Below are 26,278 nucleotides of genomic sequence, written 5' to 3'. Positions count from 1 at the left end.
TGCTCCTGACGGGGTTGTACGGGATCCGATACTCAGTTTACTAGAGCCTCGCCCAGCAGTGCGGTCAGCGACCGCACATATGGCGTGCTCAGGTGGTGGGAGTCGCGGTAGGTCAGCAGGTTGTCGACGATGGGCGGGCAGTACTCCTCATAGCAGATCCAGTCGGTGGGATCGATGATATGAGCCTGGTAGGCCTCTTGCACTGCGATGCCACCCTCGCGCCGTTCCGGCTTCGACACTGCAGCGGTCCGCTCGAAGGAGCACGCCTGAACGTCGTTCTCCTTTCGCGCCACGCATTCGGCCACGTTGTAGCCGGGACGCGGCGTATCCGATATCACCGTGATCTCCGTGTCGGCGGCGAGGAGCTGCTCCATGGTGCGGGTCCAGCCCTCCGTCCAGATCGAGGCGTCGGAGTTCGACCCGTTCGCGTACACCACGGCCTCTTCCGAACTGAGGATCACCCTGTCCGGCTTCTCCCGCTCGATCTCCTGGAAGACGGCGTTCCTCCACTCGTCGCACTGCCGGTAGGCTCCGCCGACGTCATCGTTGTGCACGGTGATGTCGACGGGAGTGCAGGCGCTCTTGGTTCGGCTGACCAGGCGCCATCCGTTCTCTTCGGCGATCGTCTCCAACGCCGGGAACCACTGGGCGGCATGTGAGTCGCCCACCAGGAACACCGTTTCGCCGCCGTCCGGCGCGCCGAAGACGCACCCGTCGGGCAGGGCCGTGTCCGGGATGTCGACATGGCATTTGTTGTCGTACGTGGTCGGCTGGTCCTTCTGAACCTGGTGCAGCGGCGGTAGGAGTTCGTCGGGCACACGGGTGATCTCCGCGGCCTCTTCCAGGCGTGTCCGGGACTCCGACTCCTCCTCGGCGGTCTCGACCTGGACGCTCTCCAGGTCGACCGTCTTCGGGGTCGGTTGCAGCAGGATCGCCGTGAGGATCACGGCCACCGAGAAGGCGACCGAGGTGAGCCCCACGCCGAATCCCCAGTAGTTGGCGATCCGCTTGGGCTTGCGGGCGCCCACGTGCCGCAGCGGATTCTCGATGAAGCGGTACGACAGGTAGGCCACGCCGACCGAGACGAGCCCGAGAAGGCTTCCCAGCCATGGATTGAGCTCCACATCGATGGCCAGCGGCACGATCATGATGATCGGCCAGTGCCACAGGTAGAGGCTGTACGAGATGTCTCCCAGGAAACGCATGGGCGCGTTGTTCAGCAGCGGGTAGGCCGCGTGTCCGCGGGAGGCCGTTCCAGCGAGGAGGACCGCCGCCGAGCCTAGGACCGGTAGGAGTGCGGCGTATCCGGGGAACAGGGTGTCGCTGTCGTACAGGAGGGCCGAGAGCACGATGGCCGCCAGCCCTCCGACGCCGAGCACGTGGGCTGCCCACTCGGGGATCCTCCTCCACAGCGGGATGCCGAGCGCGAAGAGGGCGCCAAGGCCGAGTTCCCAGACGCGCGTGTAGGTCACGAAGTAGGCGATGGGCGGGGAGTCCGCTGTGACGATGAGCGACAGGATGAAGGAGGCCGCCACGATGACCCCCATGAGGATCGCGGCCCAGCGGACCACGGCGGCGCCCTTCCTACGCCCGAGGGCTATCGCGCCGATCAGGAGCAGGGGCCAGACGAGGTAGAACTGCTCCTCCACGGCGAGGGACCAGTACTGCTGGAAGGGGGAGGGGATGACGTCGCTGCTCAGGTAGTCGGTGCCCTGGATCGCGAGGCTGAAATTGACCGAGAAGACGGCCGAGAAGAAGGCGTCCTGCAGGACGGTGCTCATGCGGGTGACCGGGTACCAAGCCCAGGCGGCCAGGAGCGTCGCTATGAGTACCGCGGTGCCGGCCGGGAGGATGCGGCGGGCGCGGCGGGCGAAGAAGCCGGCCAGGGAGACGCCGCCGGTGGAGCCGAACTCCTTGACCAGGAGAGAGGTGATGAGGAATCCGGAGATGACGAAGAAGACGTCGACGCCTACGAAGCCGCCGTCCATGAACGGGATGGTCGCGTGCGACAGCAGGACGAGCAGGACGGCCACCGCGCGCAGCCCCTGGATGTCGGGGCGGAAGCCGTTGGAGGCCGGTTTCGCGGCGGTCGCGGTGCGGGCGGGGGACGGGGGCTGAGGTTCGGCCGGTTGGAAGCCTCCGCCGGTCCCCGGGGGGCGGAACGTCGTCGCCGAGCCGGGGGCCGCGTGGGGCGCCGGCTGTGGGGAGGGTTTGCGGGGCTTGCTCTTCGGCACCAGACGATATGTGTCGCGGTGCTCCTGCCCTTCGCCGCCCACGGTGGGGAGTGCGGCCGTCTCGTCCTGGATGAGGTCCGGCGCGGCGGGGTGCGGCGCGCCGTCAGGGCGTGGCGGTTGCGAGGAGGTCATGCGTATTACTCTCCGAACGGAAGACGGGGAACGTGACGAGTCCGTGCGACGCCGTATCGTCGTTTTCCATGGTATCCAGAGCCGACCGCTCCGACCCAAGGGGAGACAGAGAATGCGGCCCAGCCGATTCCGACTGGGCCGCAAGCGAACGATATATCAGAGCGCCTTGAGTACGCGGGGTTCGAGCTTGTAGAACACCCAGCGTCCCAGGAACATCATGATGACCGCGAAGAACGTCGCCGACATGATGCCGACCTGGTCGGGCGCGAGCCCGGGGATCCAGACGGCGCGGTGCATCTGGAAGAGGACCACCAGTGGGTTGTGCTCGTAGAGGTAGGTGACCCACGGCAGCTTCTGACCGAGCCCAGAGTCGGAGACCCTGTCCATGGTGAAGAGGATGGCCGAGCCGTAGAACAGCATGCGCATGACCAGCGGCAGGAAGCGCTGGATGTCGCGGACCAGAACGTTGCCGGCCGCCAGCATGAAGCCGATGCCGACGAGGGTCATCGCCTGGAGCAGGATGGCGGGGAGAATCCACAGGAGGTTCCAGCCGAAGACCCCGTGCCCGAAGGTCGCGGCGATGATGATGATGATCGGGAAACCGGCGAGGTACTCCGCGAAGCGGGCGAAGACCACGGAGATGGGGAAGACCTCGCGGGGCACCTTCATTACCGTGATGAGGGCCGACTGGCCGCCGAGGGAGTTGGCCGCCTGGGTGACCGCCGCGCTGAACCACTGCCAGACGAAGACGCCGGAGACGATGTACAGGACGAAGCTGGCATCCGATCCCGGCACGACGTCTTTATCGTTGGCGCCCATGACGATGCCAAAGACGAAGAAGTAGATGAACGCCATGCCCAGGGGCTCCAGCAGAGACCAGAAGTACCCCATGACGGTCGCCTGGTACTTCACCGCGAGGTCGCGTCGGATCAGAGTGGACAGGGCGTGGCGGTTCCGCACGAGCGCCGAGAAACCCGTGGTCAGGGGGAAGCGCCGTCCCGCCAGGTCCCCCTCCGGCTTGACGTTTCCGATGGGCTCGTCGGAGGTCGCGGAGTCGAGGAACCGGGGCAGCTCCCCGGTCTCGTCGAGCGACGGCCTGCGCGTGGGGCCGCCCGGAGTAGGTGTCGGATTATCCGAGCTCATTGATCATCCCGTCCAAGTGATGGCGTATCTCAGCGGTGTCCAGCTCACGGTGCTCCAGAATCGTATAACGGCCCGGCCTGGTCGCCGGGGCGTGCGCGACGGCGTTCGTGAACTGGTCGACAGTCAAGTCCAGATCCTGTGGCACGGTGGGGAGGCCGTGCCGCCGGTACGCCGCTGCGAGGTCGCGCCAGAGCCCCGTGTCCCCGCGTACCCAAGTACAATACAACGCCCCCAACGCGCCCTGTTCACCATGGCTCCCGTGTCCGGGGAAGAGGGAGTCGACGGCGTGGGCGATCTCGTGGCACCCGCCCGAGCACGGCCGCGAGGAACCGGCCATGGCCATGGCGGTCCCGCCCTGGATCAGCGCGGCCGCCAGAGTCGAGAGAAACGCCTCGTCATCGATGGTGCCGGGGTGGCGCAACACCGCTTCGGCACCGGTGTGGGCGATGGAGGCGGAGAGGCCGTCGAAGCGCTCTCCGGTGACCCGGTGCGACAGCTGCCAGTCGGCGACGGCCGAGAGGTTCGTCAGGGCGTCGCCGATGCCGCTGCGCCGTTGCACGGCCGGGGCCTGCAGAACCATGGTGAGGTCGACCAGGACGGCCAACGGCATGTGAACACCGTATGAAGTCGAGGCGCCGTTGTCGTTGAGCAGGCTCGCGACCGGAGAGGCCAGTCCGTCGTGGGCCAGGGATGTGGCCACCACCACGAGGGGGACGCCGAGCTCGGTCGCGGCGTACTTGGCGGTGTCGATCAGCCGGCCGCCGCCGATGGCGACGATGGCGTCCTTGTCGACGGACTTGAGCCGCGCGGCGAGGTTCCGCGCGTCGCCCAGGCTCCCGGCGGGGACGGTGTGGAAGGTCGCCGAGGGAAGCTCCAGCGACGGGACCAGCGACTGCCCCGTGGAGCCGACCACGACGGCGACCTTGCCGGTCGGGGCGATGTTCGTCTCCTGCAGCAGGTGCGGCAGGTGGGCCAGCGCGTCGGACCGCACCTCGACGGCCAGGGGCGCGAGGACGGTGCGCGCTAGGAGCGGCATGCCAGTTCCCGCGCCAGTTCCAGGTCGGCGTGGTCGTCGACCTCGGTCCACTCGACCTCGCCGATCGAGACGGCCGAGACCAGGCCCTGTTCGGCGAGCAGCTGGTAGCCGTCCTCGTAGTACAGGTCGGGGTCGCCCTTGAAGGTCCGCTCGAGGGCGGCGGTCAGTTCGTCGGCGAGCGCGGCGGGGATGAGGCTCACGCCGATGTACTCGCCCGCGGCGGCGTCGGCCGGTTGCTTCTTGGTGATGAGGTCGACGCGCCCGTCGGCGACGCGGACCTTCATGTCCTCGTCGGTGAGCGGGTGGAAGTCGTCCAGGGCGAGGAGGAGCCTGTCGCCCTCGTCGACGTCGAGGAGGCGCCGTTCGACGCTGTGGGGGTGGAAGGTGTCGCCGTTGACGACGACGGCGCCGTGGCGGTAGTGCTCGCGGGCGGTGTAGAGGGAGTAGGCGTTGTTCCAGTCGGGCCTGTCGTTGTCGACGAGGGTGATCGTCGCTCCGTGGCGCTCCTGGAGGGCTTCGCGGCGCTCGCGGATGGCCTCGGCGGCGTGTCCCACGGTGATGGCGATGTCGTCGATGCCGACGGCCACGAGTCCGGCGAGGATGGTGTCGAGGATGCTGTCGTCGCCGGTGAGAGGGAGAAGCGTCTTGGGGATGGTGTCGGTGTCGGGCCGGAGCCGCTGTCCTTGGCCGGCGGCCAGTATGATGCCTCTCACGGTGCGCCTTTCTGGGTCGGATACGTCCGTCGACCAGCTTACCCGGCTGTCCCGGCCCGGCCCGCGTCACACGTTCCGGTGATGGCCGGGTCTCGGATTGAGCCGCACGCGGAGCGTCGCGGCGTTAGCGCTGGAAGGAGCTCAGGCCGCTGCCGGAGGCAGCCTGCAGGCTCTGCCAGGTGCGTTAGATCGTGCTGATCGTGAGGTCCGATAGGGCTTCCGCCCATCGGGCCTCGGGATCGGTGCGAACTGCGCTTCCCGGTCGGCTCCGCCGACGCACGTGCCTGGGACGGGGCTGAGCGGACACCGACCACGCAAAAGAGGAGGCCCCCCGGAGGGGACCTCCCTTGGGAAGGGACGGCGGTGTTGGACCACCGCCGCACTAGTTATAACGAGCCCGGGCCCGAAAAGTGACTCTTACTTCGCGCTCTGGGCCTTGGAGAGGTTCTCGGACAGGGCGTCCATGAACTCGTCGGTGGTGAGCCACTCCTGGTCGCCGCCCACGAGCAGGGCCAGGTCCTTGGTCATCTGGCCGCCCTGGACGGTGTCGATGACGGTCTTCTCCAGGTCGGCGGCGAACTCGGTCACGGCGGGCGTGTTGTCGAGCTTGCCGCGGTGGGCCAGGCCGCGGGTCCAGGCGAAGATGGAGGCGATCGGGTTGGTCGAGGTCTTCTCGCCCTTCTGCCACTGGCGGTAGTGGCGGGTGACGGTGCCGTGGGCGGCCTCGGCCTCGACGGTCTTGCCGTCGGGGGTCATGAGCACGGAGGTCATGAGGCCGAGGGAGCCGAAGCCCTGGGCGACGGTGTCGGACTGGACGTCGCCGTCGTAGTTCTTGCAGGCCCAGACGTAGCCGCCCTCCCACTTGAGCGCCGCGGCGACCATGTCGTCGATGAGGCGGTGCTCGTAGGTGAGGCCGGCGGCCTCGAACTGGTCCTTGAACTCGGCGTCGAAGACTTCCTGGAAGACGTCCTTGAACATGCCGTCGTAGGCCTTGAGGATGGTGTTCTTGGTGGACATGTACACCGGGTAGTTCCGGGCCAGTCCGTAGCGGAACGAGGCGCGGGCGAAGTCCTCGATGGACTTCTTGTAGTTGTACATGGCCATGGCCACGCCGCCGCCCTCCGGATACTGGGCGGCCTGCATCTCGATGGGCTCGGAGCCGTCGTCGGGAGTGAAGGTGACCGTCAGCGTGCCGGGGCGGTCGACCTTGAAGTCGGTGGCCTTGTACTGGTCGCCGTGGGCGTGGCGGCCGATGATGATCGGCTGGGTCCAGCCCGGTACCAGGCGCGGCACGTTGTTCATGATGATGGGCTCGCGGAAGACGACGCCGCCGAGGATGTTGCGGATGGTGCCGTTGGGGCTGCGCCACATCTTCTTGAGGCCGAACTCTTCGACGCGGGCCTCGTCGGGCGTGATGGTCGCGCATTTGACGCCGACGTTGTGCTCGTTGATGGCGTTGGCGGCGTCGACGGTGACCTGGTCGTCGGTCGCGTCGCGGTTCTGGACGGAAAGGTCGTAGTAGCGCAGATCCACGTCGAGGTAGGGGTGGATGAGCTCGTCTTTGATCTTCTTCCAGATGATGCGGGTCATCTCGTCGCCGTCGAGTTCGACGACAGGGCCCTGCACTTTGATCTTGGACATTGCGGGTGCCTCCTTCAATGTTTAACAGTACAAGCGTACTGGGGGCGGCGGGCCTTCGGTCGGCGGGCAGTTGGAGATAACGGTCACCACACAGGTAGACTGACAGAAAGTTTATGCAACTTTACTTACAGAAATATCGCGGCTGCGCAACCCGCAACCGAGTACTCATTCCCACGGACGGTCCCTACCGTCCGGCCGGAAGCTTCCCACCCCGGAAAGGAAACAGCCCCGATGACAGCCGACCCCACCGGGTTCCGCCGTCGCTCCGTGTTCCAGGCGGCGGGCCTCGCCGCCCTGGGAGCGACTCTGGCCGCCTGCGACGACGAGCGGCAGGGCCCCAAGAGCGACACCTTCATCTACGCGTACCCCTACTCGTACGAGGACGCCTCCTACAACACCTTCCTAGGCAAGGACGCCTTCCTCGACCAGGCCGCCGTCACCGAGCTCCTGCGCCCCTCCCTCGCCATGCTCAACTGGGAGACCTACCAGTGGACGGGCCTCGTCATCGAGGACCACGCCTGGGACGGCGACACGCTCCACCTCGCCCTGCGCTCCGGCGTCAACTGGTCCTCGGGCGACCGGCTGAGCGCCAAGGACGTCCTCGGCACCTTCCAGGTCGAGCGGATCAACGCCGACGCCAACACGCCGGGATGGTCGGACGTCAAGAAGGTGGAGGCCCTCTCCGAGACCGAGGTCGCGGTGACCTTCCACCAGACCTACTACGGAGTGGAGACGGAGATCCTCCGCAGCCGGGTGAGCCCCTACGCCGTCTACCACGAGTGGATGGACCGGGCCGCCGCGCTGCTCGAGGACGGCGTCGAGCACGGCGACGACGAGCAGGTGGCCTTCGACGAGGAGCTGACGGCCCTCGCCCCGCCCCAGGAGGACTTCCTGGCCTACGGCCCCTACAAACTCGACGCCGCGTCCGAAGAGGACGTCGACCTCGTCCTCAACGACGGCGGGCTCTTCTCCGACCGGGTCGGGTTCGCCCGGTGCCGGGCGGTCAACGCCGACAACTCCGAGGCCACCCGCCTGCTCCTGCAGCAGGAGATCGACTACATGACCCAGGTCCTCGACTCCGCCAAGCGCGACATCCTCTACGAGGTGGAGGGCATCACCGAGACCAACACGCCCGGCAACGACGGCGTAGGCCTCATGTTCAACTACGGCGACGACCCGGCCTTCGACGACGTCCGCCTGCGCAAGGCCCTCCTGCACGTCCTCGACCGCGAGTACATCGGCGAGGACGCCCTGGGCGGCGGCGGCTTCTCGCTGCCGCACTACGACTGCGGCCTGCCCGACCGCCACGCCGAGGAGATCTACTCCACCGAGGAGCTGGCGGAGATGCCCCGCTACGACACCGACCAGGGCAAGGCCCGGGAGCTCCTCGAGGAGATCGGCTGGAGCCTGTCCCCCGACGGCTGGAAGGACGACTCGGGCGAGCCGGTCTCCTACACCGTCGTCGCCCCCGCCGGCTGGTCGGACTTCGAGGCCGTCGGGAAGCAGGTGGCCGACCAGCTGAGCACCTTCGGCATCCGCTGCGAGTACGAGGCCATCGACGGCGGCAACCCCTGGGGCGTGTGGAACGCCGGGGACTTCCAGATCGCGGTGCGCCACTGGGGCAACCCGACCGTCCCCTACCACTACGGCTCGTGGGCGATGACCTGGTTCACCGACAACGAGCGCACCGACGCCAGCCCCGGCATGGACTACGACACCACCGAAGTCGAGACCGACACGATGGGCACCGTCGAGATCGACGGCCTCTACGAGAAGGCCCGCAAGGGCTCCGAGGAGGAGCGCGTCGAGGCCAACAAGGAGCTCGGGAGGATCTTCCACGAGACCCTCCCCCGCCTCCCCCTCGTGCTCATGAACCGCGTGACCTACGGGATCGAGGACCTCCGGGCCAACACCCTCGACACCGGCGAGTACGCGGCCAACGACATCTACACCGACAACCCGGTCATGCTCCGCATGCTGCAGGGCGACATCGGCCCCGCGTAGACGGCGAAGGGGGCGGAGAGTCGCCTCTCCGCCCCCTTCGCGCCGATGACGCCTTAGGCGCCCATGTGCGGGTACTTCCAGTCGACCGGGGGAACGAAGTTCTCCTTGATCGAGCGCGGGCTGATCCAGCGGACCAGGTTCTGCCAGGAACCGGCCTTGTCGTTGGTGCCCGAGCCGCGGCTGCCGCCGAACGGCTGCTGTCCCACCACGGCGCCGGTGGGCTTGTCGTTGATGTAGTAGTTGCCCGCCGCGAAGCGCAGCTCCTCCGAGGCGCGCGCGATGGCCGCGCGGTCGTTGGCGAAGATGCCGCCGGTCAGGGCGTACGGGGCAACGTCGGCGGCCTGGCGGACCACCGAGTCGAAGTCGCTGTCGTCGAAGACGTAGACGCTCGTGATCGGGCCGAAGTACTCGTCCGTGAAGACCTCGTGCTCCGGGTTGGTCGCCTCGATGATGGTCGGCTGCACGAAGTAGCCCACCGAGTCGTCCGCGGTGCCGCCCGCGATGACCGTGGCCTCCTTGTCGTCGGCCACGCGCTTGAACAGGGCCGTGTGCTTGGCGTAGGCCCGCTCGTCGATGACCGCGCCGCCGAAGTGGTCGAAGTCGGTGACGTCGCCGTACTTGATCTGCGAGGTGATGTCGAGGACCTGGTCCTTCAGGCCGCCCTCCCACAGGCTGCGCGGCATGTAGGTGCGGGAGACCGCGGAGCACTTCTGGCCCTGGTACTCGAAGGCGCCGCGGGTCATGGCGACGGCCAGCTGGTCGATGTTCGCGCTCGGGTGCGCGATGATGAAGTCCTTGCCGCCGGTCTCGCCCACCAGGCGCGGGTAGGAGCGGTAGCTGGAGATGTTCTCGCCGACGTGCTTCCACAGGCTCTGGAAGACGCGGGTGGATCCGGTGAAGTGGATACCGGCCAGGTCCGGGTCGGCCATGACGACGTCGGAGATCTCCGGTCCGGGACCGGTCACCATGTTGATGACGCCGCCGGGGAGTCCGGCCTCCTCGAGGATCTGGACCAGGAAGTTCGCCGCGAACTGCTGCGTGGTGGCGGGCTTCCAGACGACGGTGTTGCCCATCAGCGCCGGGGCCGTCGGCAGGTTGCCGGCGATGGCGGTGAAGTTGAACGGCGTGATCGCGTAGACGAAGCCGTCCAGCGGACGGTGGTCCGTGCGGTTCCACAGGCCGGCGGAGGACTGGGCCTGCTTGGCGTAGATCTGCTCGGCGAAGTGGACGTTGAAGCGCAGGAAGTCGATCAGCTCGCAGGCCGCGTCGATCTCGGTCTGGGCGGCGGTCTTGGACTGGCCGAGCATCGTGGCGCCGTTGAGGGTGTCGCGGTACGGTCCGGCGATCAGCTCGGCGGCGCGCAGGAAGATCGCGGCGCGGTCGGCGAAGTCCATCGACGCCCACTCGCGCTTGGCGGCCTTGGCGGCGGCGACGGCCTCGGCGGCCTGCGCGCCCGTGGCCGCGTGCGTGACGCCCAGCACGTGGGAGTGCTTGTGGGGCTGCACGACCTTGATGGCCTCGCCGTTGCCGCGACGCCACTCACCTGAGATGTACATGTCAAGGTCGTGCTCCTTGGCCTGAAGCTCGGTAAGCTTGGCCTGGAGGCTCGCCCGCTCCGGGGTCCCCGGGGCATATCCCTTCACCGGCTCGTTCTGCGGAGTAGGGACAGTAAACAAGGCGTCCATCAAAATCTCCCGTCGATTTCAAAGCATCTTTGCGGTTTATACCTTTGAATCGTAGAGTAACGGATCGTCATAACGATCGTGTAACGATCCAAAGGCCCCTCTCCCCCGAATCTATCGCGTCGGCTCCGGTCGCGCCAGCACCTCGCTTAGACCTGTACAACACTGGCCCGGCACGTTGAAGAACCTCTAATCCGCTGGTCCGTATGGTGGGGAGTGTGACGGACACACTCGCGCCCGGCAGACCCGCGGCTGCCGCCAAGTTCTCGCCCACCGCGACGGTACTCTTCATCGCGGCCTGGGCCTGGCTGATCTGGACCCTCGTGGCGACGGGGAATACCCTGTCGATGGACGGCCGGCTCGACGACACGGGCATCGTCCTGCTCGTCACCAACCTCCTGGCGCCCATGCTCGCCGCGACCTGGGCCGGCGCGGCCACGGCGTTCCTCATCCGCGGATGGAACGGCCCGCGCCTCCTGTCGCTGCTGATCGGCGGCCTGCTCGTCGGCATCCTCTGCTGGGTGGCCGCCTTCGCGTACTTCGCCGCCGACCCCGCGATCTCCACGATCCTCGGGGCGCTGCTCCTGGCCTGCTCCCTCGCCGGCGGGCTGCTGGTGTTCCCGGAGAACACCGTCAAGATCCGCGCCGCCATGCTCGCCATGGCGATCCTCGCGACCATGATCCTGCTGCAGGGCTTCCTGCGCCCCATGACCGCGCGGTTCTTCGACAACCCCCTGGACAACCTCCGGGCCTGGAGCATGTGGATGCCCCTGATCATCGGCCTGGTCATCGGAATCGCCGTGTTCCTCTACCTCCGCAAGGTGCAGCCGCAGACGACCCTGTACGGCTACGTCTACGCCGCGGCCTTCCCCGGAGTCCTGTGGATCGTGGCTTCCGTCGTCTTCCAGATCAGCATCGGCCCCCTGACCGGGCAGCTCCAGGGAGGCCTCAACCCGCTCGACGCGGCGAACCTCTCCATAACCTCCACCGGCGCCTACAACGGGGCCATGACGGTGCTGTTCACCGCCGCCGTCACGACGCTGCTGGCCTACGGACTGCTGATCCCCCGGGGGAAGGCCGCCGCCGAGGGGTGACCCTACGGCCTGCTGATCCCCAGCGCGAAGATCTCCAGCACGGAGTCCAGCTCCGACGGGTGGTACCAGTCCATCACGAGGCTCTCGAGGCCCTCCGGGTCGAGGGAGCCTTTCTCTATGCCCTCCTTGACCGCGCCGGCCGCCTCGTCGTCGTCCACGTGGATCGCCGCGACCTTGGCGAGCTTCACCGATCCGCTCGCCTCCGCGGCGGCGGTCCCGGGGATCTCCTCCAGGAACTTGTCGGGCAGGTCGGCGCTCACCACGACCCTCCGCGGCCTCTCGGCCGTCGCCATCCCGGCGGAGACGCCCGCCGCCTCGGCGAACGCGGTGTACTCCAGGTCCTCCCCGTCCGCGTCGGGGAACGCCTCCCGCAGAGCCTCGGTCACGAGGTAGACCGGCTCCTCCAGGGCGACGGAGCCGGCCTCCTTCAGCTTCTCCAGGAACGCGGCGTCGGCGGGCACATAGATTCTCGACATGCGCCCATTCTAAAGTGAGCCCGGGCCGCCCGCGCTAATGCAGGAACGCGAAGTAACCCAGGAACAGGACCGCCAGGATGTAGGTGACGAAGTGGACCTCTCTCCACCGCCCCTTGGCGATCATGACGACGGGGTAGAACAGCAGGCCCAGGGCGATGCCGTTGGAGATCGAGTAGGTCAGCGGCATGGCGATGACGGTCAGGAACGCCGGCACCGCGTACTCCAGGTGCTCCCACTCGATGTTGCCCATCGACCGGGCCATGAGGATGCCCACCACGATCAAGGCCGGGGCGGTGACCTCTCCGGCGCCCGCGATGACCTCGAAGACCGGGTAGAAGAAGGCCGCTATCGCGAACCAGCCGGCCGTGGACACCGCGGTCAGGCCCGTCCGGCCTCCCGCCGCCACGCCGGCCGTGGACTCCACGTAGGCCGTCGTCGTCGACGTGCCGATGATGGCTCCGGCCATGGTCGCGACCGAGTCCGAGCCCATCGCCCGCCCGGCGCGGGGCAGGCGGCCCTGCTTGTCCAGCAGGTCGGCCTGGTTGGCCACCGCGATGAGCGTGCCCGACGTGTCGAAGAAGTCGACGAACAGCATCGTCAGCACCACGATGATCATCTGCGACGTGAAGGCCTCGGGCAGGTGGATGACCGCCTGGCCGAACGTCTGGTCCAGTCCTCCGGGCAGGGCGAGGAATCCGCCGGGGAGGCCGACGACGCCGGTCGCCATTCCCACGATCGCGGTGATGGCGATGCCGTAGAGCACTCCGCCCTTCCAGCCCAGAACGAGGAAGACCACGGTGATGAGGAGCCCGAACAGGGCCAGCAGCGTGGTGGGCTCCCTGAAGTCGCCGAGGGCCACGAAGGTGGCGTCGTCGGCCACCACGATCCCCGCGTTCTTCATTCCGATGAAGGCGATGAACATGCCGACGCCCGCTCCCACGGCGAGCTTCATCTGCATCGGGATCGCGTTCACGATGTACTCGCGGATCCCCGTCACCGCCAGCACGAAGAAGACGACGCCCGAAAGGAGCGTTCCCGTCAGGGCCACCTCCCACGGGATCCCCATGGTGAGGACCACGGTGTACGCGAAGAACGCGTTGAGGCCCATGCCGGGCGCCAGCGCGATCGGGTATTTGGCCCACAGCCCCATGACGAGGGTGCCGACCACGGCGGCCACGGCGGTGGCGGTGAAGACGGCCTGCATGGGCATGCCGAGTTCGCCCAGGTCGCCTTGGTCGCCCAGGATGATGGGGTTGACCGCCAGCACGTAGGCCATGGCGAGGAACGTCGTCGTTCCGGCCAGGATCTCGCGTCCGGCGTTGGTCTTGTTCTCGCTGAGTCCGAAGAACCGGTCGAGGAAGGGCTTCCTCTCCTTCTCTCCGGTTGCGGCGTTGTCGGCCATGTGGGCGTCTCCGTAGATTGCGCGCGCCGGGCAGCAGGCGCTGGGGACAGACTAAAGCAACGTCGCTGAACCGTAGAGCAGTTTACCGAAGAGGAAACGCCTTCGCCCCCGGCCCGGGGCGGGCGTGAGAGAGGGCGCGGGTTCAGGGAGAGAGAGTGGAACCCGCGCCCTCGGGCGGGTCGCGGCGGCAGGAGGTCGTCCGGACCCTGACCCTCGGTGGCCTGCACCGGTGAGGTCTACGTCGATAACACGCCCCCGGGACGGAGGAGGTTGCAAAGGAAACGCATCCGGATCCGATCCCAAATCGGCCCGGTACTCCCCCACTCTGTTCCACCCTTCCCATTCATCTGGTTCCCCACATGGAAAGGAGCTCAGGCGTGTCCAGGTGCGCCAGATCGTGGGCTTCAGCCGTTCGAGGCGTGCGTGCGGCACATCCGAACGGCTGAAGGTCGCGAGATGGTGTGGCTGGGCGCGGCTGAGCGGTCAGTCACCCCCAACACGTCCGGACGGCAGAAGGTCGCGAGATGGTGTGGCTGGGCGCGGCTGAGCGGTCAGCATAAAGAAAAGGCCGGGCTGATGGGACAGCCCGGCCTCGGGTAGGAAGGGAAAGTTCTCAGTTCTTGCAGGTCGTCGGGTCGCCGGCCTGGAAGGCGGTGACGCCGCAGACGTTCCAGGCGAAGGCTCCGGTCAGGTCGACCTTCGCCAGCGCGATCTCGTTGTCCTCGGGGCCGACGGGGTCCTCGCGGGGCGGGATCGAGTTGTCGCAGTCCTGCGGGGTCTCCGGGCTGCCCATGATGGCGACGCCGCAGACTTGGACCTTGGAGAAGTCGCGCGCGTCAACGTTGACGAGCGACATGCCGCCCGTCTTGGGGGTCGCGTTCTCGGCCGCTGTGTAGCGCTTCTCCATTTCGGCGCCCATGAAGCGCTCGCTGAAGCAGTCGGGGTTCACCGGAGCGCCGACGTCTTGGAGGGCGCAGAAGTTCGGGATGTCTACTTTGTCCTGCTTGATCTTGACGAGCCCGGGGCCGTGCTCTTCGACCGGCGTCTCGGCGGCCATGGCCGTGCCCGCGGTGAGGGCCAGCGTCCCGGCGACGGTCGCGGCCGCCGTCGAGGCGACTTTGATTCCTCTGTTCATCTTCGTTCTCTTCTCTCGGGGAATTCAGCGGGGGTCAGCGGAAAAATGAAGGGTGCCGGCCACCGGCCGGCACCCTTGGGTCCTGTTACTGGACGTCGCCCATGTCGGAGACCATGGCGTTGCCTCCGTCGGCGGCGGCCTGGAAGGCCGGTCCGGTGAGGGGCTTGTCGCCCGGGCCGTTCCCGCCCTCGTCCATGGTGAAGTGGTCGCGGCTGTCGCAGTTCTGGTCCAGCGACGGGCTGGTGGCGACGTTGATGCCGCAGATCTGCCAGTGGGCGGCGTCGGAGACGTCGACGTTCACGGCCGACACGTCTCCGGAGTCGACGCCGGACTGCGGGCCCTCGCCGAAGTGGTCGCGGTTGTCGCAGTTCTGGCCGTACGACGTGGTGAACGCGTTCACGCCGCAGATCTGCCAGTGGGCGGCAGAGGAGGCGTCGACGTTGACCAGGCTGACTTCTCCGGCGTCGACGCCGGAGTTGCCCAGCGCGAGAGCGGGGGCGGCACCGACGGTGGCGAGGCCGGCCGCGGCGACTGCCGCAGTGGAGAGTACTTTGCGCATGTTTCCTTCTTCGTCCTTTTCTGTACCGCCCCGCGGGGCGGATGGTGGTGCCGGGCGGGAACCGTCAGGTCCCCGCCCTGAGCTTCAGTTCCGCGTTACTGCGTGAAGTGGTCGCGGTTGTCGCAGTTCTGGTCCAGCGACGGGCTGGTGGCCAGGTTGCCGCCGCAGATCTGCCAGTGGGCGGCAGAGGAGCCGTCCAGGTTGGCGACCGAGACCGAGCCGGCGTCGACGCCGGACTGGGGGCCCTCGCCGAAGTGGTCGCGGTTGTCGCAGTTCTGGCCGTAGGACTGGGCGAACGCGTTGATGCCGCAGATCTGCCAGTGGGCGGCCGAGGACAGGTCGACGTTGGCCAGGCTCACTTCGCCCGCGTCGACGCCGGAGTTGCCCAGCGCGAGAGCGGGGGCGGCACCGACGGTGGCGAGGCCGGCCGCGGCGATGGCAGCGGTGCTAAGAACTTTACGCATGTTGTTTCCTTCGTGTTAAAGGCGTTCGAGCGGTGCTCGAACCGTGTAACTGACTGCGTCGGCGCAGCGCGCTCGACTTTTCTGCTCGGCCGCCGTGCATGCGGGGCTGCGCCTCTGAGGCGCCAGAGCGGAGTCCGGAAAGGACTGTTCGCCTGCCAGTGGGAGCCTGGTGGCCCGCCCATGCGCGGGCGGCTGCGGTGAGCTTTGCGGGCGCGGAGACCGGTGTCCCGGTTCCGGAGCCGCTCGGCGGTGCGACTCGTGTCCGCGCCTGCATTCCCTGCCACTCGCTGCCCGGAGCGCCGGGGAGAGGGTGACCCTGGGAATCGCTGTCGGCGGACAGCGCAGACGTCTCTGCCCCCGGTCGGCGGACCGGTATCGAGGCGTCCAAGTCGTAGTCCGACGATGAGGAGCCGATGCCGCGGGCACTGGGTTGGCGCCCTTCCGGATACGTTTCCACTGCCCCGTGCCGCGCGCCGGCGGGATTCGCGTCCCGTCGACGGCCAGACACACGGCGCGGTTCCGGATCCTGGGCCCGCGTCTTCGCGTGACTGCGCCGGTCTTGCGCAGCCGCCGTCCCGGCCAGGGGACGGTTGTCGCTGGGACGAGGGAGATCCGGTGTGTCCGCGCCGATCACGCCAGGCGGCACGTGCCCTTCCGGGGCGCGGTCGCGGGGCGCGGAATCAGCTTGAAGGGAGGAGGAGGGAACGGGCTGGGCCGCGATCCGTCCGACTAGTTCGCCGTTGGCTGTCATGGCCCCTCCTTTCCTCTCCGGTCCTTCTCGGGTGTCCCGCTGTGCGGGTTCGCTCCGGTTTCGCATCGACTCATGTCTCATCGAACCGCAGGGGCCGCTACTCCGCGGTGGGCCTTGCGGGCCCTGGCCGCTGGGAGCCTTGCGTCCCTTGCACTAATAGAACGACCTGAGAGAAACCGGGGATACGGCCAAAATAGGATTTTTTGGCATCAAATACCCGAAACTTGCTTTTATTCGCCCACTTCCCTTTGCCTAGCAGGCGTTTTAATCGGAATCGCGATTGCGGAGGGCGACGATGAGACTACAGATTATGGCGTATCCCACAAGGGTGAAATCGTTTCCGGACATGGAGAAAGGCGCGCGGCCCGTGCCGCGCGCCCTGTGAAGCGTCCTGTCCCGCCGGCCCCTCAGAGGAGGTCGGCTATGTCCCTGCGGACTAGGTCGGCGCTGACTCCGGAGTTCGGGCAGCCGCCGAAGTGGTGCAGCGCCACCACTTCATGGGAGTCTCGGGATAGCACCGGAGAGCCGGAGGAGCCGAACTCGGTGTCGCAGTGGTAGGCGATGTCCGTTCCCTCCACATAGCCGTCGATGCGCGCCCGGGTCACCTCGCAGGAGCCGCCGGGGTCGACGGCGATCTCCTTGGGGCGGCCGCCCGGATGCTGGGGGATGTAGAGCTGGTCGCCGCGTTTCGCGCGGCGGTCGGCCAGTTCGAGGTGCCCGAATCCGCGGACCGCGCGAAAGTTGTCCACAGTGAACAAGGTGTAGTCGTGGGACTTGTCGGTCCTCAGGACCCTGTCCCCCCTGACCTTCACGGGATCCGTCGGCGTCTCGTCCCGGCAGGAGCGGCAGCCGTAGCCGAACCAGACCTCCGTCCTCTTGGCCTCCCAGTCCTGGGTGAAGCAGTGGTTGTTGGTCAGCAGCCGGTTCTTCTCGCTGACGGTGAAGGCCGTGCAGAGGGTCGTGCCGTCGACCAGGAGGCGCGCCACGGGTTCGGCCTGCGCGACCATGGCGGGGTGCTCGGACTCGTAGCAGGGGACCGGGCGCCGCTGCGTTGAGCCGCAGTTGCTCTCCGGGACGCGCGCCCCGTCGGCCCTGTCGCGCACGGCGGCGTCCACGACCTCGTCGCGGAGGCCGTAGGCGACCTCGTCCACCACCGCGCCCAGGGTGCCGGGGAAGCTGGTCCTGTTCTCCGACACCGACAGTTCGAGGACGGCCTCGTCTCCCGAGACCGACATGGCCCAGTCGTCGAGGAGGGTGTCCTCATAGGTGTGGGACTCGGAGCCGTCCGGGCTGGAGACGGTGAGGCTGTCGCCGTCCATGAGGAGGAGGCGGTCGAAGTGCACCTTCACATAGGAGGCGCCCTCTTTGGCGAAACGCAGGGTCCGCTTCCCGGCCTCGTAGTCGTCGTAGCCGAGGGACTCGGAGACCTCGACCCGCTCACCTATATCCACTATGGATTTCACGGCGTCGTCCACGGGCAGGAAGTCCTCTTCCCCGGGGGAGTCCCCGAAGGGCAGGTCCAGCCTGTCGGCCATGGCGTCGGGCACGACCGCGACTGCTACGGCCGCGGCGGCCGCGCCGGCGGCCGTCAGCGCTGTGATCTTGCGGCGTCGTCGGCGGGCCGGACGTCGGATGGGCCCGTGCGAGGGCTCTGGGTGGACCACGATCTCCCCTTCACTTTGTCGTTGCTGTATTGGAGAACGACTCGGGAAGCGATTGGTTACTAGGCCGAACGGCCATTCACCCGCGACGAACGGGTGCGGACGCAGCTGGGAGGCACGGTCCGCACCCGTTGTTCCACCCGCACTCCGCTGTGCGGGAAGACCTGTCGTCGCCGGCCCGCGGTAGGGGCCTCGCGGCGTTGGCGCTGGAAGGAGCTCAGGCGCTGCCAGGGGTACTAGATCGTGCCGATCGCGAGGTCCGATGGGCCGAAAACCCTTTCGGACCTCGCGATCGGTGCGAGATGACGACCCTGGAAGGGGTTGAGCGGGCACCGACCGCTCGTCAGCCCTTGACCGCCCCGCCCGTGAGGCCGGAGACGATGTAGCGCTGCAGGGCCATGAAGATCCCGACGGTCAGAACCGAGGCCATGAGCGTTCCCGCCGCGAACATGCCGCGCTGGGTCAGTTCGGCGTTGTCGGCGGTCATCGTCTTGAGGCCGAGGGCGAGGGTCCACTCCTCCCGGTCGGTCAGGAAGATCGAGGCGAGCACGAAGTCGTTCATGGTCCCCACGAACGCCAGGATCCCCGAGATGGCGATGATGGGAGCCGCCAGCGGGAGGATGATCTTGAAGAAGATCTGCGCGTGGGAGGCCCCGTCGATGCGCGCGGCCTCGTCCAGCTCCTTGGGAATGGTGTCGAAGAAGCCCTTCATGAGCCACGTCGAGACGCCCAGGGCGCCGCCCATGTAGACCATGAGCAGGCCCATCCTCGTGTTGAGCCCCAGCGCGGGGTAGTACTCCCCCAGGTTGCTGAACAGGACGTACAGGGCCACCATCGCGAGGAAGGCGGGGAACATCTGGATCAGCAGCAGGAAGAGCAGGTACGGCCGGCGCCCCCGGAAGCGGAAGCGGCTGAAGGCGTAGGCGGCCAGGGACGAGATGAGGATGGACAGGAAGGACGCCGTGCACGCCACGGCGATGGTGTTGCCGTACCACTTCACGAAGGGGAACTGCGGGTCGGTGAAGAGCCGCTCGAAGCTCACCAGGCTGACGCCCTCGGGCACCAGGGAGGTGCTGGGCAGGGTCCCTGACGGGTTGAAGGCGCCCACGACGATGTACAGGAGGGGGACCAGGACGTAGAGGCAGACGACCAGGGCCACGGCGTGGCGCCAGCCCTTGGTCTTGGCCCACTTGGCGAAACGGCGGTCGTTCTTCGTCGTCACTGGAAGACCTCCTCCTGCTTGACGGTGAGGCGGAACATCGCCGCGGACATGGTCGCCACGATGAGGAAGATGAACACGCTGACGGCCGAGGCGAATCCGTAGTCCGGGTTCGTTCCGGTGAAGGCCAGGCGGTAGGTGTAGCTGATGAGCAGGTCCGTCCCGCCGACCTGGTCGCCCACGCCGATCGGGTGGCCCCCGGTGGTCAGGAGGATCGCGTTGACGTTGTTGAAGTTGAACGCGAACGAGGAGATCAGCAGCGGCGTCAGGGAGACCAGCAGCAGCGGCAGGGTGATCGACCGGAAGGCCCGGAAGCCCGTCGCCCCGTCGATCTTGGCCGCCTCCAGCGAGTCGCTCGGAAGCGCCTGCAGGGCGCCGAGGCTGATGAGGAACATGTAGGGGAAGCCCAGCCACAGGTTGACGAACAGGACCATGAAGCGCGCCGTCCAGGTTCCCGCCAGCCAGTTGACGTCCATGCCGAACATGTTGTTGATCAGCCCGTACTCGGAGTTGAACATCTGCGACCAGACCAGGAACATGGCGAAGGCCGGCATCGCGTAGGGCAGGATCAGGATGGCGCGGTAGATCTTGGTGCCCTTGAGGTCCGGCTTGTTGAGCGCCATGGCGCAGGCCAGTCCGAGGGCGAAGGTCAGCGCCACCGACGCGACGGCGAAGGCGAGGTTCCACACGAAGACGCGCAGGAACGGGTCGCGCACGGACTCGTCGGTGAAGACCTTGGTGAAGTTGGACAGGCCGACGCTCACCTTCCACCCGGCGAGCGCCCGGTTTCCGTCCTCGTCGTAGAACGCGCCGCGGTCGTCGTCGGCGGTCCACACCGTTCCGGTGGCGCTGTCGGTGATGCAGTCGCACGAGGCGTCGTAGGTGCGGGTGCTGGTGCCCTCGAAGGCGGTGAAGCCCTGGACGTTGATGCCGCCGTCGCCGACGGGGACGGCGAGGGCCTCGATCTCGTCGATCCTCTGGTTGACCTCGTCGGTGTCCCAGACCCGGTAGCCGGGGGACTCGGTGACGCGGCCCTGACCGTCGACGGTGAGCTCCGAGGCGTCGAGCTCGGTCAGCCCGGTCTCGTCTCCGGCCCAGTAGGACTCCTCGGCGGGGTCGGTCAGCAGGAGGGTGGGGCCGCCGGCGTCCTCGCCCACCGAGTAGAGATACGTGGGCGAGTCGGGGTCGCGTTGCAGCCCGGCGGCGATGGTGGCCTGGACGGCGCCGTCCTTGTCGAGGCGGTGCCCTTCGCCGTAGTTGGTCGTCGCGGTGGCGACGGTGAGGACCACGGGGAGGATCTGGAAGGCGGCCAGGAGGAGTGTGCCGGGCACGAGGTATTTGAGCGGGACGTGCCGTTTTTGGAGGTAGACGTAGTAGACGAGCGCGAGGAGGCCGGCTTCGAGGGCGAGCCAGCCCCACTGCTGCTGCCCGATCAGCGGGAGCGCGGCCCACACGGCGAGGGCCGTGGTGAGTCCGAGGGCGGCGATCTTGGCGACGGTGCCGCCCAGGGTGACGCTGTGTCCGGTGTGGTGCGTCGGCCGCGCTCCGCTGTCGGGTTCGTCCGTCGGGCGCGTGGTGCGCGTGTTCATTCGGTGCCTTTCGGAGGGTCCGCGCGGGCGGCTAGCCCTCCACCTCGTCGCGGACTGTCTTGGCGGCGGTCTCGGCGGCCTCGCGGCCGGTGGTGTTGCCGTTGATGCAGTCGGCCATGGCGCGTCCGAGGGGTTCCCAGACGGCGCCCATGGCGGGGATGTTCGGCATGGGCAGGGAGTTCTCTCCGGCGGCGGCGAAGCCGGCGTTGACGGCGTTGTCGCGGGTGAAGGCCGCGGCGGCGTTCAGGTGGGCGGGTTCGCGTCCGCCGTCCTGGGCGACGATGTCGAGGAAGGCCTCGTCGAAGAGGGCGCGGGTGGCGAAGTCGACGGCGCTGGCCTTGTTCTCTCCGTCGGGGTTGACGTAGAAGCCCTGGGCGCCGAGGAAGGGGGCGGCGGGGTCTTCGCCTTCGAAGCCGGGGATGGCGCCGACCTCGAAGTCGACTCCGGCTTCGGTGACGGCGCCGACGGACCAGGGGCCGGTGATCATGTAGGGGGCCTCGCCCTTGACGAAGAGGTCGACGGCGTTCTCGGAGCTGACGGAGGTGGAGAGGACGCCCTCTTCGCCGAGTTCGGCGAACTTCTCCAGGGCGGCGACGCCGCCTTCGGAGTCGATGCCGATGTCGGCGGCGTCGAAGCCCTCGTCGGGGTCGTAGCCGAAGAGGTAGCCGCCCATGGAGGAGTAGATCGGGTAGCCGTGGTAGGGGTCGCCGTCCTCTCCCTGCTGGACGACGAGGGAGCGCTCGGTGCCGGCCTTCTCGGCGTCGGCGATGAGGTCCTCGAAGGCGGCCGGCTCGTCGGGGGCGAGCTCGGTGTTGCGGAAGAGGCCGAGGTTCTCGACGGCGTAGGGGATTCCGTAGAGCTGGCCGTCCATGGTGAAGGCGGAGACGGAGGCGGGGTTGAGGGCGTCGGTCTGCGCTGTGTCGAGGTGGAGAGCCTCGGCTCCTCCGGCGGAGACGACGGCGCCGGCCCAGTCGTGGGCTCCCACGACGATGTCGGGGCCGTTGCCCTGTTCGACGGCGTTGAGGTAGTTCTCCTGGAGGTCTTCGGCGTACTCCTTGACCTCGAAGTCGAGGCCGTAGTCGGCCTTGACGGCGTCGACGGCGTTCTTGAGGACGGGTCCTTGGGTCTCGTCGGCCCAGATGACGAGTGTGGTCCCGTCTCCGGCCGAGTCGTCGGTCTCTGGTCCGCCGCCTCCGCCGCCGCAGGCGGCGAGGGCGAGCGCCGTGGTGGCGGCGATTCCGGCGCCCAGGGTGCGGCGGGTGAGAACCGTTGGGGCGGTGGAGTGTCGGCTCTGCTTCATGTTCAGTCTCCTCATTGAGATCGGCCCCCGTTGTCGCAAGGGCGGCGCGGACGCCGCAAACCCTGCCACGGAGGTCATCCTCGCAGGTTAAGTGAGATGTTCGCGTAACCTGTGCGACATTCTCACGTCATTGACATCCACCACAGCATGACACGGATCGGAAATATATTGCAATTCCCGTAAAATCTTGCACCCAAAATGTTATCTACTTTCCAAACTGCTACGCTGGATCCATGCGCCTCAGACTCACCGATGTGGCCGAACAGGCCGGCGTCAGCGAAGCGACCGTCTCCCGGGTTCTCAACGACAAGCCCGGAGTCGGCGCGCGGACGAGGGAGAACGTCCTCACCGCGCTCGACGTCCTCGGCTACGAGCGCCCCGCCTCCCTGCGGCGCCACGCCGTGGGCCTCATCGGGCTCATCCTCCCCGAGTTGGACAACCCGATATTCCCCCTGTACGCGCAGACGATCGCGACGGTGCTCGCCGGATCCGGGTACACCCCGGTGCTCTGCACCCAGTCGCCCTCGGGCGTCAGCGAGGACGAGTACATCGACATGCTCACCGAGCGCGGCGTGGCCGGGATGGCCATCGTCTCGGGCATGAACTCCGACTCGACGGCCTCCAGCGAGCGCTACCGGGAGCTGGTGGAGAAGAAGCTGCCGCTGGCGTTCATCACCGGGCAGCCGGAGGGGATCGAGGCGCCCGCCTTCAGCGCCGACGACGCCCACGCGGCGCGGACGGCGGTGGAGCACCTCGCGTCGCTGGGGCACACCGAGATCGGCCTGATCTCCGGACCGGAGAAGTACACTCCGGTCAAGCGCAAGCTCGACGGGTACCGCAAAGCGGTGCAGAAGGTCGGGCCCGAGCACATCGAGTTGACGCTCTTCGGCGAGCAGGGCGGCTACGCGGCCGCCGAACGACTCATCGACCGGGGCGTCACCGGGATCGTCTGCGGCTCGGACATGATGGCGCTGGGCGCCGTCCAGGCCGCCGCCGACCGCGGGCTGCGCGTCCCGGACGACCTCTCCGTCGTCGGGTACGACGACTCGCCCCTCATCGCGCACACCTCCCCTCCCCTCACGACCCTGCGCCAACCGGTCCGCGACATAGCCACGGCCGCCACGCGCTCCCTCCTCGAGTCCATCGACGGCGCCGCCACCCCCACCGCCGAGTACCTGTTCCGCACGGAACTGGTCGTCCGCGGTTCCACCGGCGGCGCCTGAGCCCCTCGCGAAGCGAACAGCACCCAGACCGACTTCTTCTCTCCAGAAAGGGAACCCCCTATGACCAAGTGGTGGCAGGACACCGTCGTCTACCAGGTCTACCCGCGCTCCTTCGCCGACGGCAACGGCGACGGCATGGGCGACCTCGCCGGCGTCGGGGACCGACTCCCGTACCTCGCGAAGCTCGGCGTCGACGCCGTCTGGCTCTCGCCCTTCTACACCTCGCCCCAGAACGACGCGGGCTACGACGTCGCCGACTACCGCGACGTCGACCCGCGCTTCGGCACGCTCGCCGACTTCGACGCCATGCTGGCCACCGCGCACGAGCACGGCATCCGCGTCATCGTCGACCTGGTCCCCAACCACACCTCCTCGGAGCACGAGTGGTTCAAGGCGGCTCTGGCCGCCGGGCCCGGTTCGCCCGAGCGGGCGCGCTACCACTTCCGCGACGTCGACCCCGCCGCCCCGGACACTCCGCCGAACAACTGGCAGTCCATCTTCGGGGGCGCGGCCTGGTCCAAGACGCCCGACGGGGGCCAGTGGTACCTGCACCTGTTCGACTCCACCCAGCCGGACCTCGACTGGGACAACCCGGAGGTGCGCACCGAGTTCGAGTCCGTGCTGCGCTTCTGGCTCGACCGCGGCGTGGACGGCTTCCGGATCGACGTCGCCCACGGCATGGTGAAGGCCGAGGGCCTGCCGGACACCGGCGGGGACGGCTCCATCGAGATGATCGGGACGACGAAGGCCCCGTTCTTCGACCAGGACGGCGTCCACGACATCTACCGCTCGTGGCGCCCCGTCATCGAGGAGTACGACGGCGACCGCGTGTTCGTCGCCGAGGCGTGGACCGACTCGGCCGAGCGCCGTGCGCTCTACCTGCGCCCCGACGAACTGCACCAGGCGTTCAACTTCGACCTCGTGCTGGCGCCGTTCGCCGCGGCGGACTTCGAGTCGGCCATCGACGCCGAGGTGCGCAACAACTCCGGTGTCGGCGCCCCCTGCACGTGGGTGCTGTCGAACCACGACGTGCAGCGCCACGTGACCCGTTACGGCGGAGGCGAGACCGGGCTGGCGCGCGCCAAGGCGGCCACCGCGCTGCTCATGGCGCTGCCGGGTGTCGTCTACGTCTACCAGGGCGAGGAGCTGGGGCTCAACGAGGTCCTCGACCTCCCCGCCGAGGTGCGCGAGGACCCGACCTTCCACCGCACCGGCGGCGAGCAGATCGGCCGCGACGGCTGCCGCGTCCCGCTGCCGTGGAAGGAGTCCGGCGAGTCCTTCGGGTTCGGGTCGGCCGGCGCCTGGCTGCCGCAGCCCGGCGACTGGGGCGGCAAGTCCGTCGAGGCCCAGGAGAAGTCCGAGGACTCGGCCCTGGCCTTCTACCGCCACGCCATCGGACTGCGCAAGTCCTTCCGCGACGAGCGCGGCTCCTCCGTCGAGTGGCGCGAGGCGCCCCGCGAGGACGTCCTCGTCTTCGACAACGGGGCCCACTTGTGCGCCACCAACTTCGGCGACGAGCCGGTGGACGTCTCCGGGCTGCTCGAGGGCCGGGAGGTCCTGTTGGAGACCGCTCCGCTGGAGGGCGAGTCCCTCCGGGGCGGCTCGACCGTCTGGCTCAGCCGCTGACCGATACCGACTAGGGGACCGGCGGCCGAACGGCCGCCGGTCCCCTTTCGCTCCCCCTCATCGCGACCCGGCTCCGTCGAGCGTCGGGTAGTCGGTGTATCCCTGCGCGCCACCGGTGTACATCAGGGCACCGTCCTGGAGTCCGTTCAACGGCGCGCCCTTCTCCAACCGCTCCACGAGGTCCGGGTTGGCGATGAACGCGCGCCCCAGGGCGATGAAGTCCGCGCCCGCCTCCAGCAGTTTCCGCCCGGCCTCGGCTCCGCCGTCCTCGGGGACGGTCTCGCCCAGGCTCGGGTTGGCGATGATCGCGGTGGGCCACTTGGCGCGCAACGTCCGGAACAGCTCGGACTCCGGTTCGGCGAAGATGACGTGCAGGTAGGCGATCCCGCTGCCCGCCAGGCGGTCGGCCAGGGCGGGGTAGATCTCCCCGGTCTCTCCCTCCGCGATGCCGTTGACGGTGTTGCCGGGAGAGATCCGCAGGCCGACGCGCTCGGGCCCGATCTCGGCGGCCACCGCCTCGACCACCTCGACGGTGAGTCGCAGCCGGTTCTCCAGCGAACCGCCGTAGGAGTCCGTGCGGTGGTTGGTGTTCTCAGCGATGAACTGGTGCAGCAGGTGTCCGTTGGCCGAGTGGACCTCGACGCCCTCGAAGCCGGCCTCGACCGCTCGGCGGGCGGTGGCGGCGAAGTCGGCGACGGTGTCGCGGATGTCCTCGGCGGTCATCTCCTCGGGCACCACGGACTCCTGGCGGCCGGAGGGGGTGTGGATGGTCTCGGGCAGGGCGATCGGCGAGGGCGCCTGCGGGGTCAGTCCGCTGTTGTCGGGGTGGCCGGCGCGCCCGGCGTGCTGGATCTGGACGAACATCCGCCCTCCGCGGGCCTTGACGGCGTCGGTGACCTTCCTCCATCCGCGGACGTGGGCGTCGGTGTAGAGGCCGGGGATGTTCGGGTAGGACTGGCCGACGCGGCTGGGCGTGGTGCCCTCGGTGATGATGAGCCCGGCCGAGGCGCGCTGGGCGTAGTACTCGCGCATGAGGTCGGTGGGGGTGCCGTCCACGGCGGCGCGGTTGCGCGTCAGCGGGGCATGACGAGGCGGTTGGGGAGCTTGAGGCCGGCGAGGGAGTCGGACTGGAGGAGTTCGGAGGTGTTCTCGTTGTGTCGCATGCCGATAGACTAGGACTTGACACCGGTGTCA

At 68.1% G+C, this 26,278-nt stretch carries 19 protein-coding genes and 1 pseudogene; 4 read left to right on the top strand and 16 right to left on the bottom strand.

All coding sequences use genetic code 11. The features are described from left to right. Window positions 1-32 precede the first annotated feature (32 nt). From ACFTE1_RS01125 to ACFTE1_RS01105, 5 genes are all read right to left on the bottom strand, one after another. On the bottom strand, window positions 33-2,366 hold the full coding sequence (locus ACFTE1_RS01125; protein ID WP_380619969.1) for an acyltransferase family protein: 2,334 nt from the start codon (window positions 2,364-2,366) through the stop codon (window positions 33-35). A gap of 156 nt (window positions 2,367-2,522) precedes the next feature. Beyond that, a complete protein-coding gene (locus ACFTE1_RS01120; RefSeq protein WP_380619967.1) occupies window positions 2,523-3,509 on the bottom strand; it encodes an ABC transporter permease in 987 nt (328 codons plus the stop codon). Continuing rightward, on the bottom strand, window positions 3,496-4,545 hold the full coding sequence (locus ACFTE1_RS01115) for an iron-containing alcohol dehydrogenase family protein (protein WP_380619965.1): 1,050 nt from the start codon (window positions 4,543-4,545) through the stop codon (window positions 3,496-3,498). Before ACFTE1_RS01115 ends, ACFTE1_RS01120 begins: the two co-directional genes overlap by 14 nt. Continuing rightward, a complete protein-coding gene (locus tag ACFTE1_RS01110; RefSeq protein WP_380619962.1) occupies window positions 4,533-5,258 on the bottom strand; it encodes a phosphocholine cytidylyltransferase family protein in 726 nt (241 codons plus the stop codon). Before ACFTE1_RS01110 ends, ACFTE1_RS01115 begins: the two co-directional genes overlap by 13 nt. A gap of 417 nt (window positions 5,259-5,675) precedes the next feature. Beyond that, entirely contained in the window at window positions 5,676-6,899 is a 1,224-nt protein-coding gene (locus ACFTE1_RS01105) for an NADP-dependent isocitrate dehydrogenase (protein ID WP_380619960.1), read from the bottom strand. A gap of 231 nt (window positions 6,900-7,130) precedes the next feature. Between ACFTE1_RS01105 and ACFTE1_RS01100 the strand changes: the two genes are divergently transcribed. After that, a complete protein-coding gene (locus ACFTE1_RS01100) occupies window positions 7,131-8,903 on the top strand; it encodes an ABC transporter substrate-binding protein (RefSeq protein WP_380619957.1) in 1,773 nt (590 codons plus the stop codon). 53 nt (window positions 8,904-8,956) lie between these two features. Here ACFTE1_RS01100 and pruA read toward each other — a convergent pair whose 3' ends face one another. Next, on the bottom strand, window positions 8,957-10,588 hold the full coding sequence (gene pruA / locus ACFTE1_RS01095) for an L-glutamate gamma-semialdehyde dehydrogenase (protein WP_380619955.1): 1,632 nt from the start codon (window positions 10,586-10,588) through the stop codon (window positions 8,957-8,959). Window positions 10,589-10,803: 215 nt separating this feature from the next. On the opposite strand from pruA, the gene ACFTE1_RS01090 reads away from it, so the two are divergent. Then, on the top strand, window positions 10,804-11,679 hold the full coding sequence (locus tag ACFTE1_RS01090; RefSeq protein ID WP_380619953.1) for a hypothetical protein: 876 nt from the start codon (window positions 10,804-10,806) through the stop codon (window positions 11,677-11,679). 2 nt (window positions 11,680-11,681) lie between these two features. Here the strand turns inward: ACFTE1_RS01090 and ACFTE1_RS01085 are convergent, their stop codons facing one another. The 9 genes from ACFTE1_RS01085 to ACFTE1_RS01045 form a co-directional block, all read right to left on the bottom strand. Next, window positions 11,682-12,155 (bottom strand): DUF6912 family protein, encoded by a 474-nt coding sequence (locus ACFTE1_RS01085; RefSeq protein ID WP_380619950.1) that lies wholly within the window; start codon window positions 12,153-12,155, stop codon window positions 11,682-11,684. Between the two features lie 34 nt (window positions 12,156-12,189). After that, complete coding sequence (locus ACFTE1_RS01080; RefSeq protein ID WP_380619947.1) at window positions 12,190-13,557, bottom strand: NCS2 family permease; 1,368 nt, start codon at window positions 13,555-13,557, stop codon at window positions 12,190-12,192. A gap of 613 nt (window positions 13,558-14,170) precedes the next feature. Continuing rightward, entirely contained in the window at window positions 14,171-14,692 is a 522-nt protein-coding gene (locus tag ACFTE1_RS01075; RefSeq protein ID WP_380619945.1) for a hypothetical protein, read from the bottom strand. Between the two features lie 85 nt (window positions 14,693-14,777). Beyond that, window positions 14,778-15,251, bottom strand: a complete 474-nt coding sequence (locus ACFTE1_RS01070; RefSeq protein ID WP_380619942.1) for a hypothetical protein — start codon at window positions 15,249-15,251, stop codon at window positions 14,778-14,780. Between the two features lie 95 nt (window positions 15,252-15,346). Beyond that, complete coding sequence (locus ACFTE1_RS01065; RefSeq protein WP_380619939.1) at window positions 15,347-15,715, bottom strand: hypothetical protein; 369 nt, start codon at window positions 15,713-15,715, stop codon at window positions 15,347-15,349. A 1,158-nt stretch (window positions 15,716-16,873) separates the two neighbouring features. Further along, a complete protein-coding gene (locus ACFTE1_RS01060; protein ID WP_380619937.1) occupies window positions 16,874-18,130 on the bottom strand; it encodes a trypsin-like serine peptidase in 1,257 nt (418 codons plus the stop codon). Window positions 18,131-18,470: 340 nt separating this feature from the next. Next, a complete protein-coding gene (locus ACFTE1_RS01055; protein WP_380619934.1) occupies window positions 18,471-19,349 on the bottom strand; it encodes a sugar ABC transporter permease in 879 nt (292 codons plus the stop codon). Further along, window positions 19,346-20,935, bottom strand: coding sequence for an ABC transporter permease subunit (locus tag ACFTE1_RS01050; RefSeq protein WP_380619932.1), 1,590 nt, complete (start codon window positions 20,933-20,935; stop codon window positions 19,346-19,348). Before ACFTE1_RS01050 ends, ACFTE1_RS01055 begins: the two co-directional genes overlap by 4 nt. Before the next feature lie 31 nt (window positions 20,936-20,966). After that, complete coding sequence (locus tag ACFTE1_RS01045) at window positions 20,967-22,235, bottom strand: sugar ABC transporter substrate-binding protein (protein ID WP_380619930.1); 1,269 nt, start codon at window positions 22,233-22,235, stop codon at window positions 20,967-20,969. Window positions 22,236-22,468: 233 nt separating this feature from the next. On the opposite strand from ACFTE1_RS01045, the gene ACFTE1_RS01040 reads away from it, so the two are divergent. Both ACFTE1_RS01040 and ACFTE1_RS01035 read left to right on the top strand, forming a co-directional pair. Continuing rightward, window positions 22,469-23,458, top strand: a complete 990-nt coding sequence (locus ACFTE1_RS01040) for a LacI family DNA-binding transcriptional regulator (protein WP_380619927.1) — start codon at window positions 22,469-22,471, stop codon at window positions 23,456-23,458. Between the two features lie 60 nt (window positions 23,459-23,518). Continuing rightward, window positions 23,519-25,084, top strand: coding sequence for a glycoside hydrolase family 13 protein (locus ACFTE1_RS01035; protein WP_380619925.1), 1,566 nt, complete (start codon window positions 23,519-23,521; stop codon window positions 25,082-25,084). A gap of 57 nt (window positions 25,085-25,141) precedes the next feature. On the opposite strand, the pseudogene ACFTE1_RS01030 reads toward ACFTE1_RS01035, so the two are convergent. Beyond that, a pseudogene (locus ACFTE1_RS01030) lies at window positions 25,142-26,247 on the bottom strand (alkene reductase). Between the last annotated feature and the right edge of the window lie 31 nt (window positions 26,248-26,278).

Origin of the sequence: Salininema proteolyticum (assembly GCF_042685645.1) — a bacterium.
In the GTDB taxonomy this organism is placed as follows: domain Bacteria; phylum Actinomycetota; class Actinomycetes; order Mycobacteriales; family Micromonosporaceae; genus Salininema; species Salininema proteolyticum.
This window is presented reverse-complemented; position numbering and strand designations above follow the sequence as displayed.

Coding starts and splice junctions, on each gene's coding strand:
- ACFTE1_RS01125 (WP_380619969.1), bottom strand. CDS start 2,366: ATGACCTCCTCGCAACCGCCACGCCCTGACGGCGCGCCGCACCCCGCC.
- ACFTE1_RS01120 (WP_380619967.1), bottom strand. CDS start 3,509: ATGAGCTCGGATAATCCGACACCTACTCCGGGCGGCCCCACGCGCAGG.
- ACFTE1_RS01115 (WP_380619965.1), bottom strand. CDS start 4,545: ATGCCGCTCCTAGCGCGCACCGTCCTCGCGCCCCTGGCCGTCGAGGTG.
- ACFTE1_RS01105 (WP_380619960.1), bottom strand. CDS start 6,899: ATGTCCAAGATCAAAGTGCAGGGCCCTGTCGTCGAACTCGACGGCGAC.
- ACFTE1_RS01100 (WP_380619957.1), top strand. CDS start 7,131: ATGACAGCCGACCCCACCGGGTTCCGCCGTCGCTCCGTGTTCCAGGCG.
- pruA (WP_380619955.1), bottom strand. CDS start 10,588: ATGGACGCCTTGTTTACTGTCCCTACTCCGCAGAACGAGCCGGTGAAG.
- ACFTE1_RS01085 (WP_380619950.1), bottom strand. CDS start 12,155: ATGTCGAGAATCTATGTGCCCGCCGACGCCGCGTTCCTGGAGAAGCTG.
- ACFTE1_RS01080 (WP_380619947.1), bottom strand. CDS start 13,557: ATGGCCGACAACGCCGCAACCGGAGAGAAGGAGAGGAAGCCCTTCCTC.
- ACFTE1_RS01075 (WP_380619945.1), bottom strand. CDS start 14,692: ATGAACAGAGGAATCAAAGTCGCCTCGACGGCGGCCGCGACCGTCGCC.
- ACFTE1_RS01070 (WP_380619942.1), bottom strand. CDS start 15,251: ATGCGCAAAGTACTCTCCACTGCGGCAGTCGCCGCGGCCGGCCTCGCC.
- ACFTE1_RS01065 (WP_380619939.1), bottom strand. CDS start 15,715: ATGCGTAAAGTTCTTAGCACCGCTGCCATCGCCGCGGCCGGCCTCGCC.
- ACFTE1_RS01050 (WP_380619932.1), bottom strand. CDS start 20,935: ATGAACACGCGCACCACGCGCCCGACGGACGAACCCGACAGCGGAGCG.
- ACFTE1_RS01045 (WP_380619930.1), bottom strand. CDS start 22,235: ATGAAGCAGAGCCGACACTCCACCGCCCCAACGGTTCTCACCCGCCGC.
- ACFTE1_RS01040 (WP_380619927.1), top strand. CDS start 22,469: ATGCGCCTCAGACTCACCGATGTGGCCGAACAGGCCGGCGTCAGCGAA.
- ACFTE1_RS01035 (WP_380619925.1), top strand. CDS start 23,519: ATGACCAAGTGGTGGCAGGACACCGTCGTCTACCAGGTCTACCCGCGC.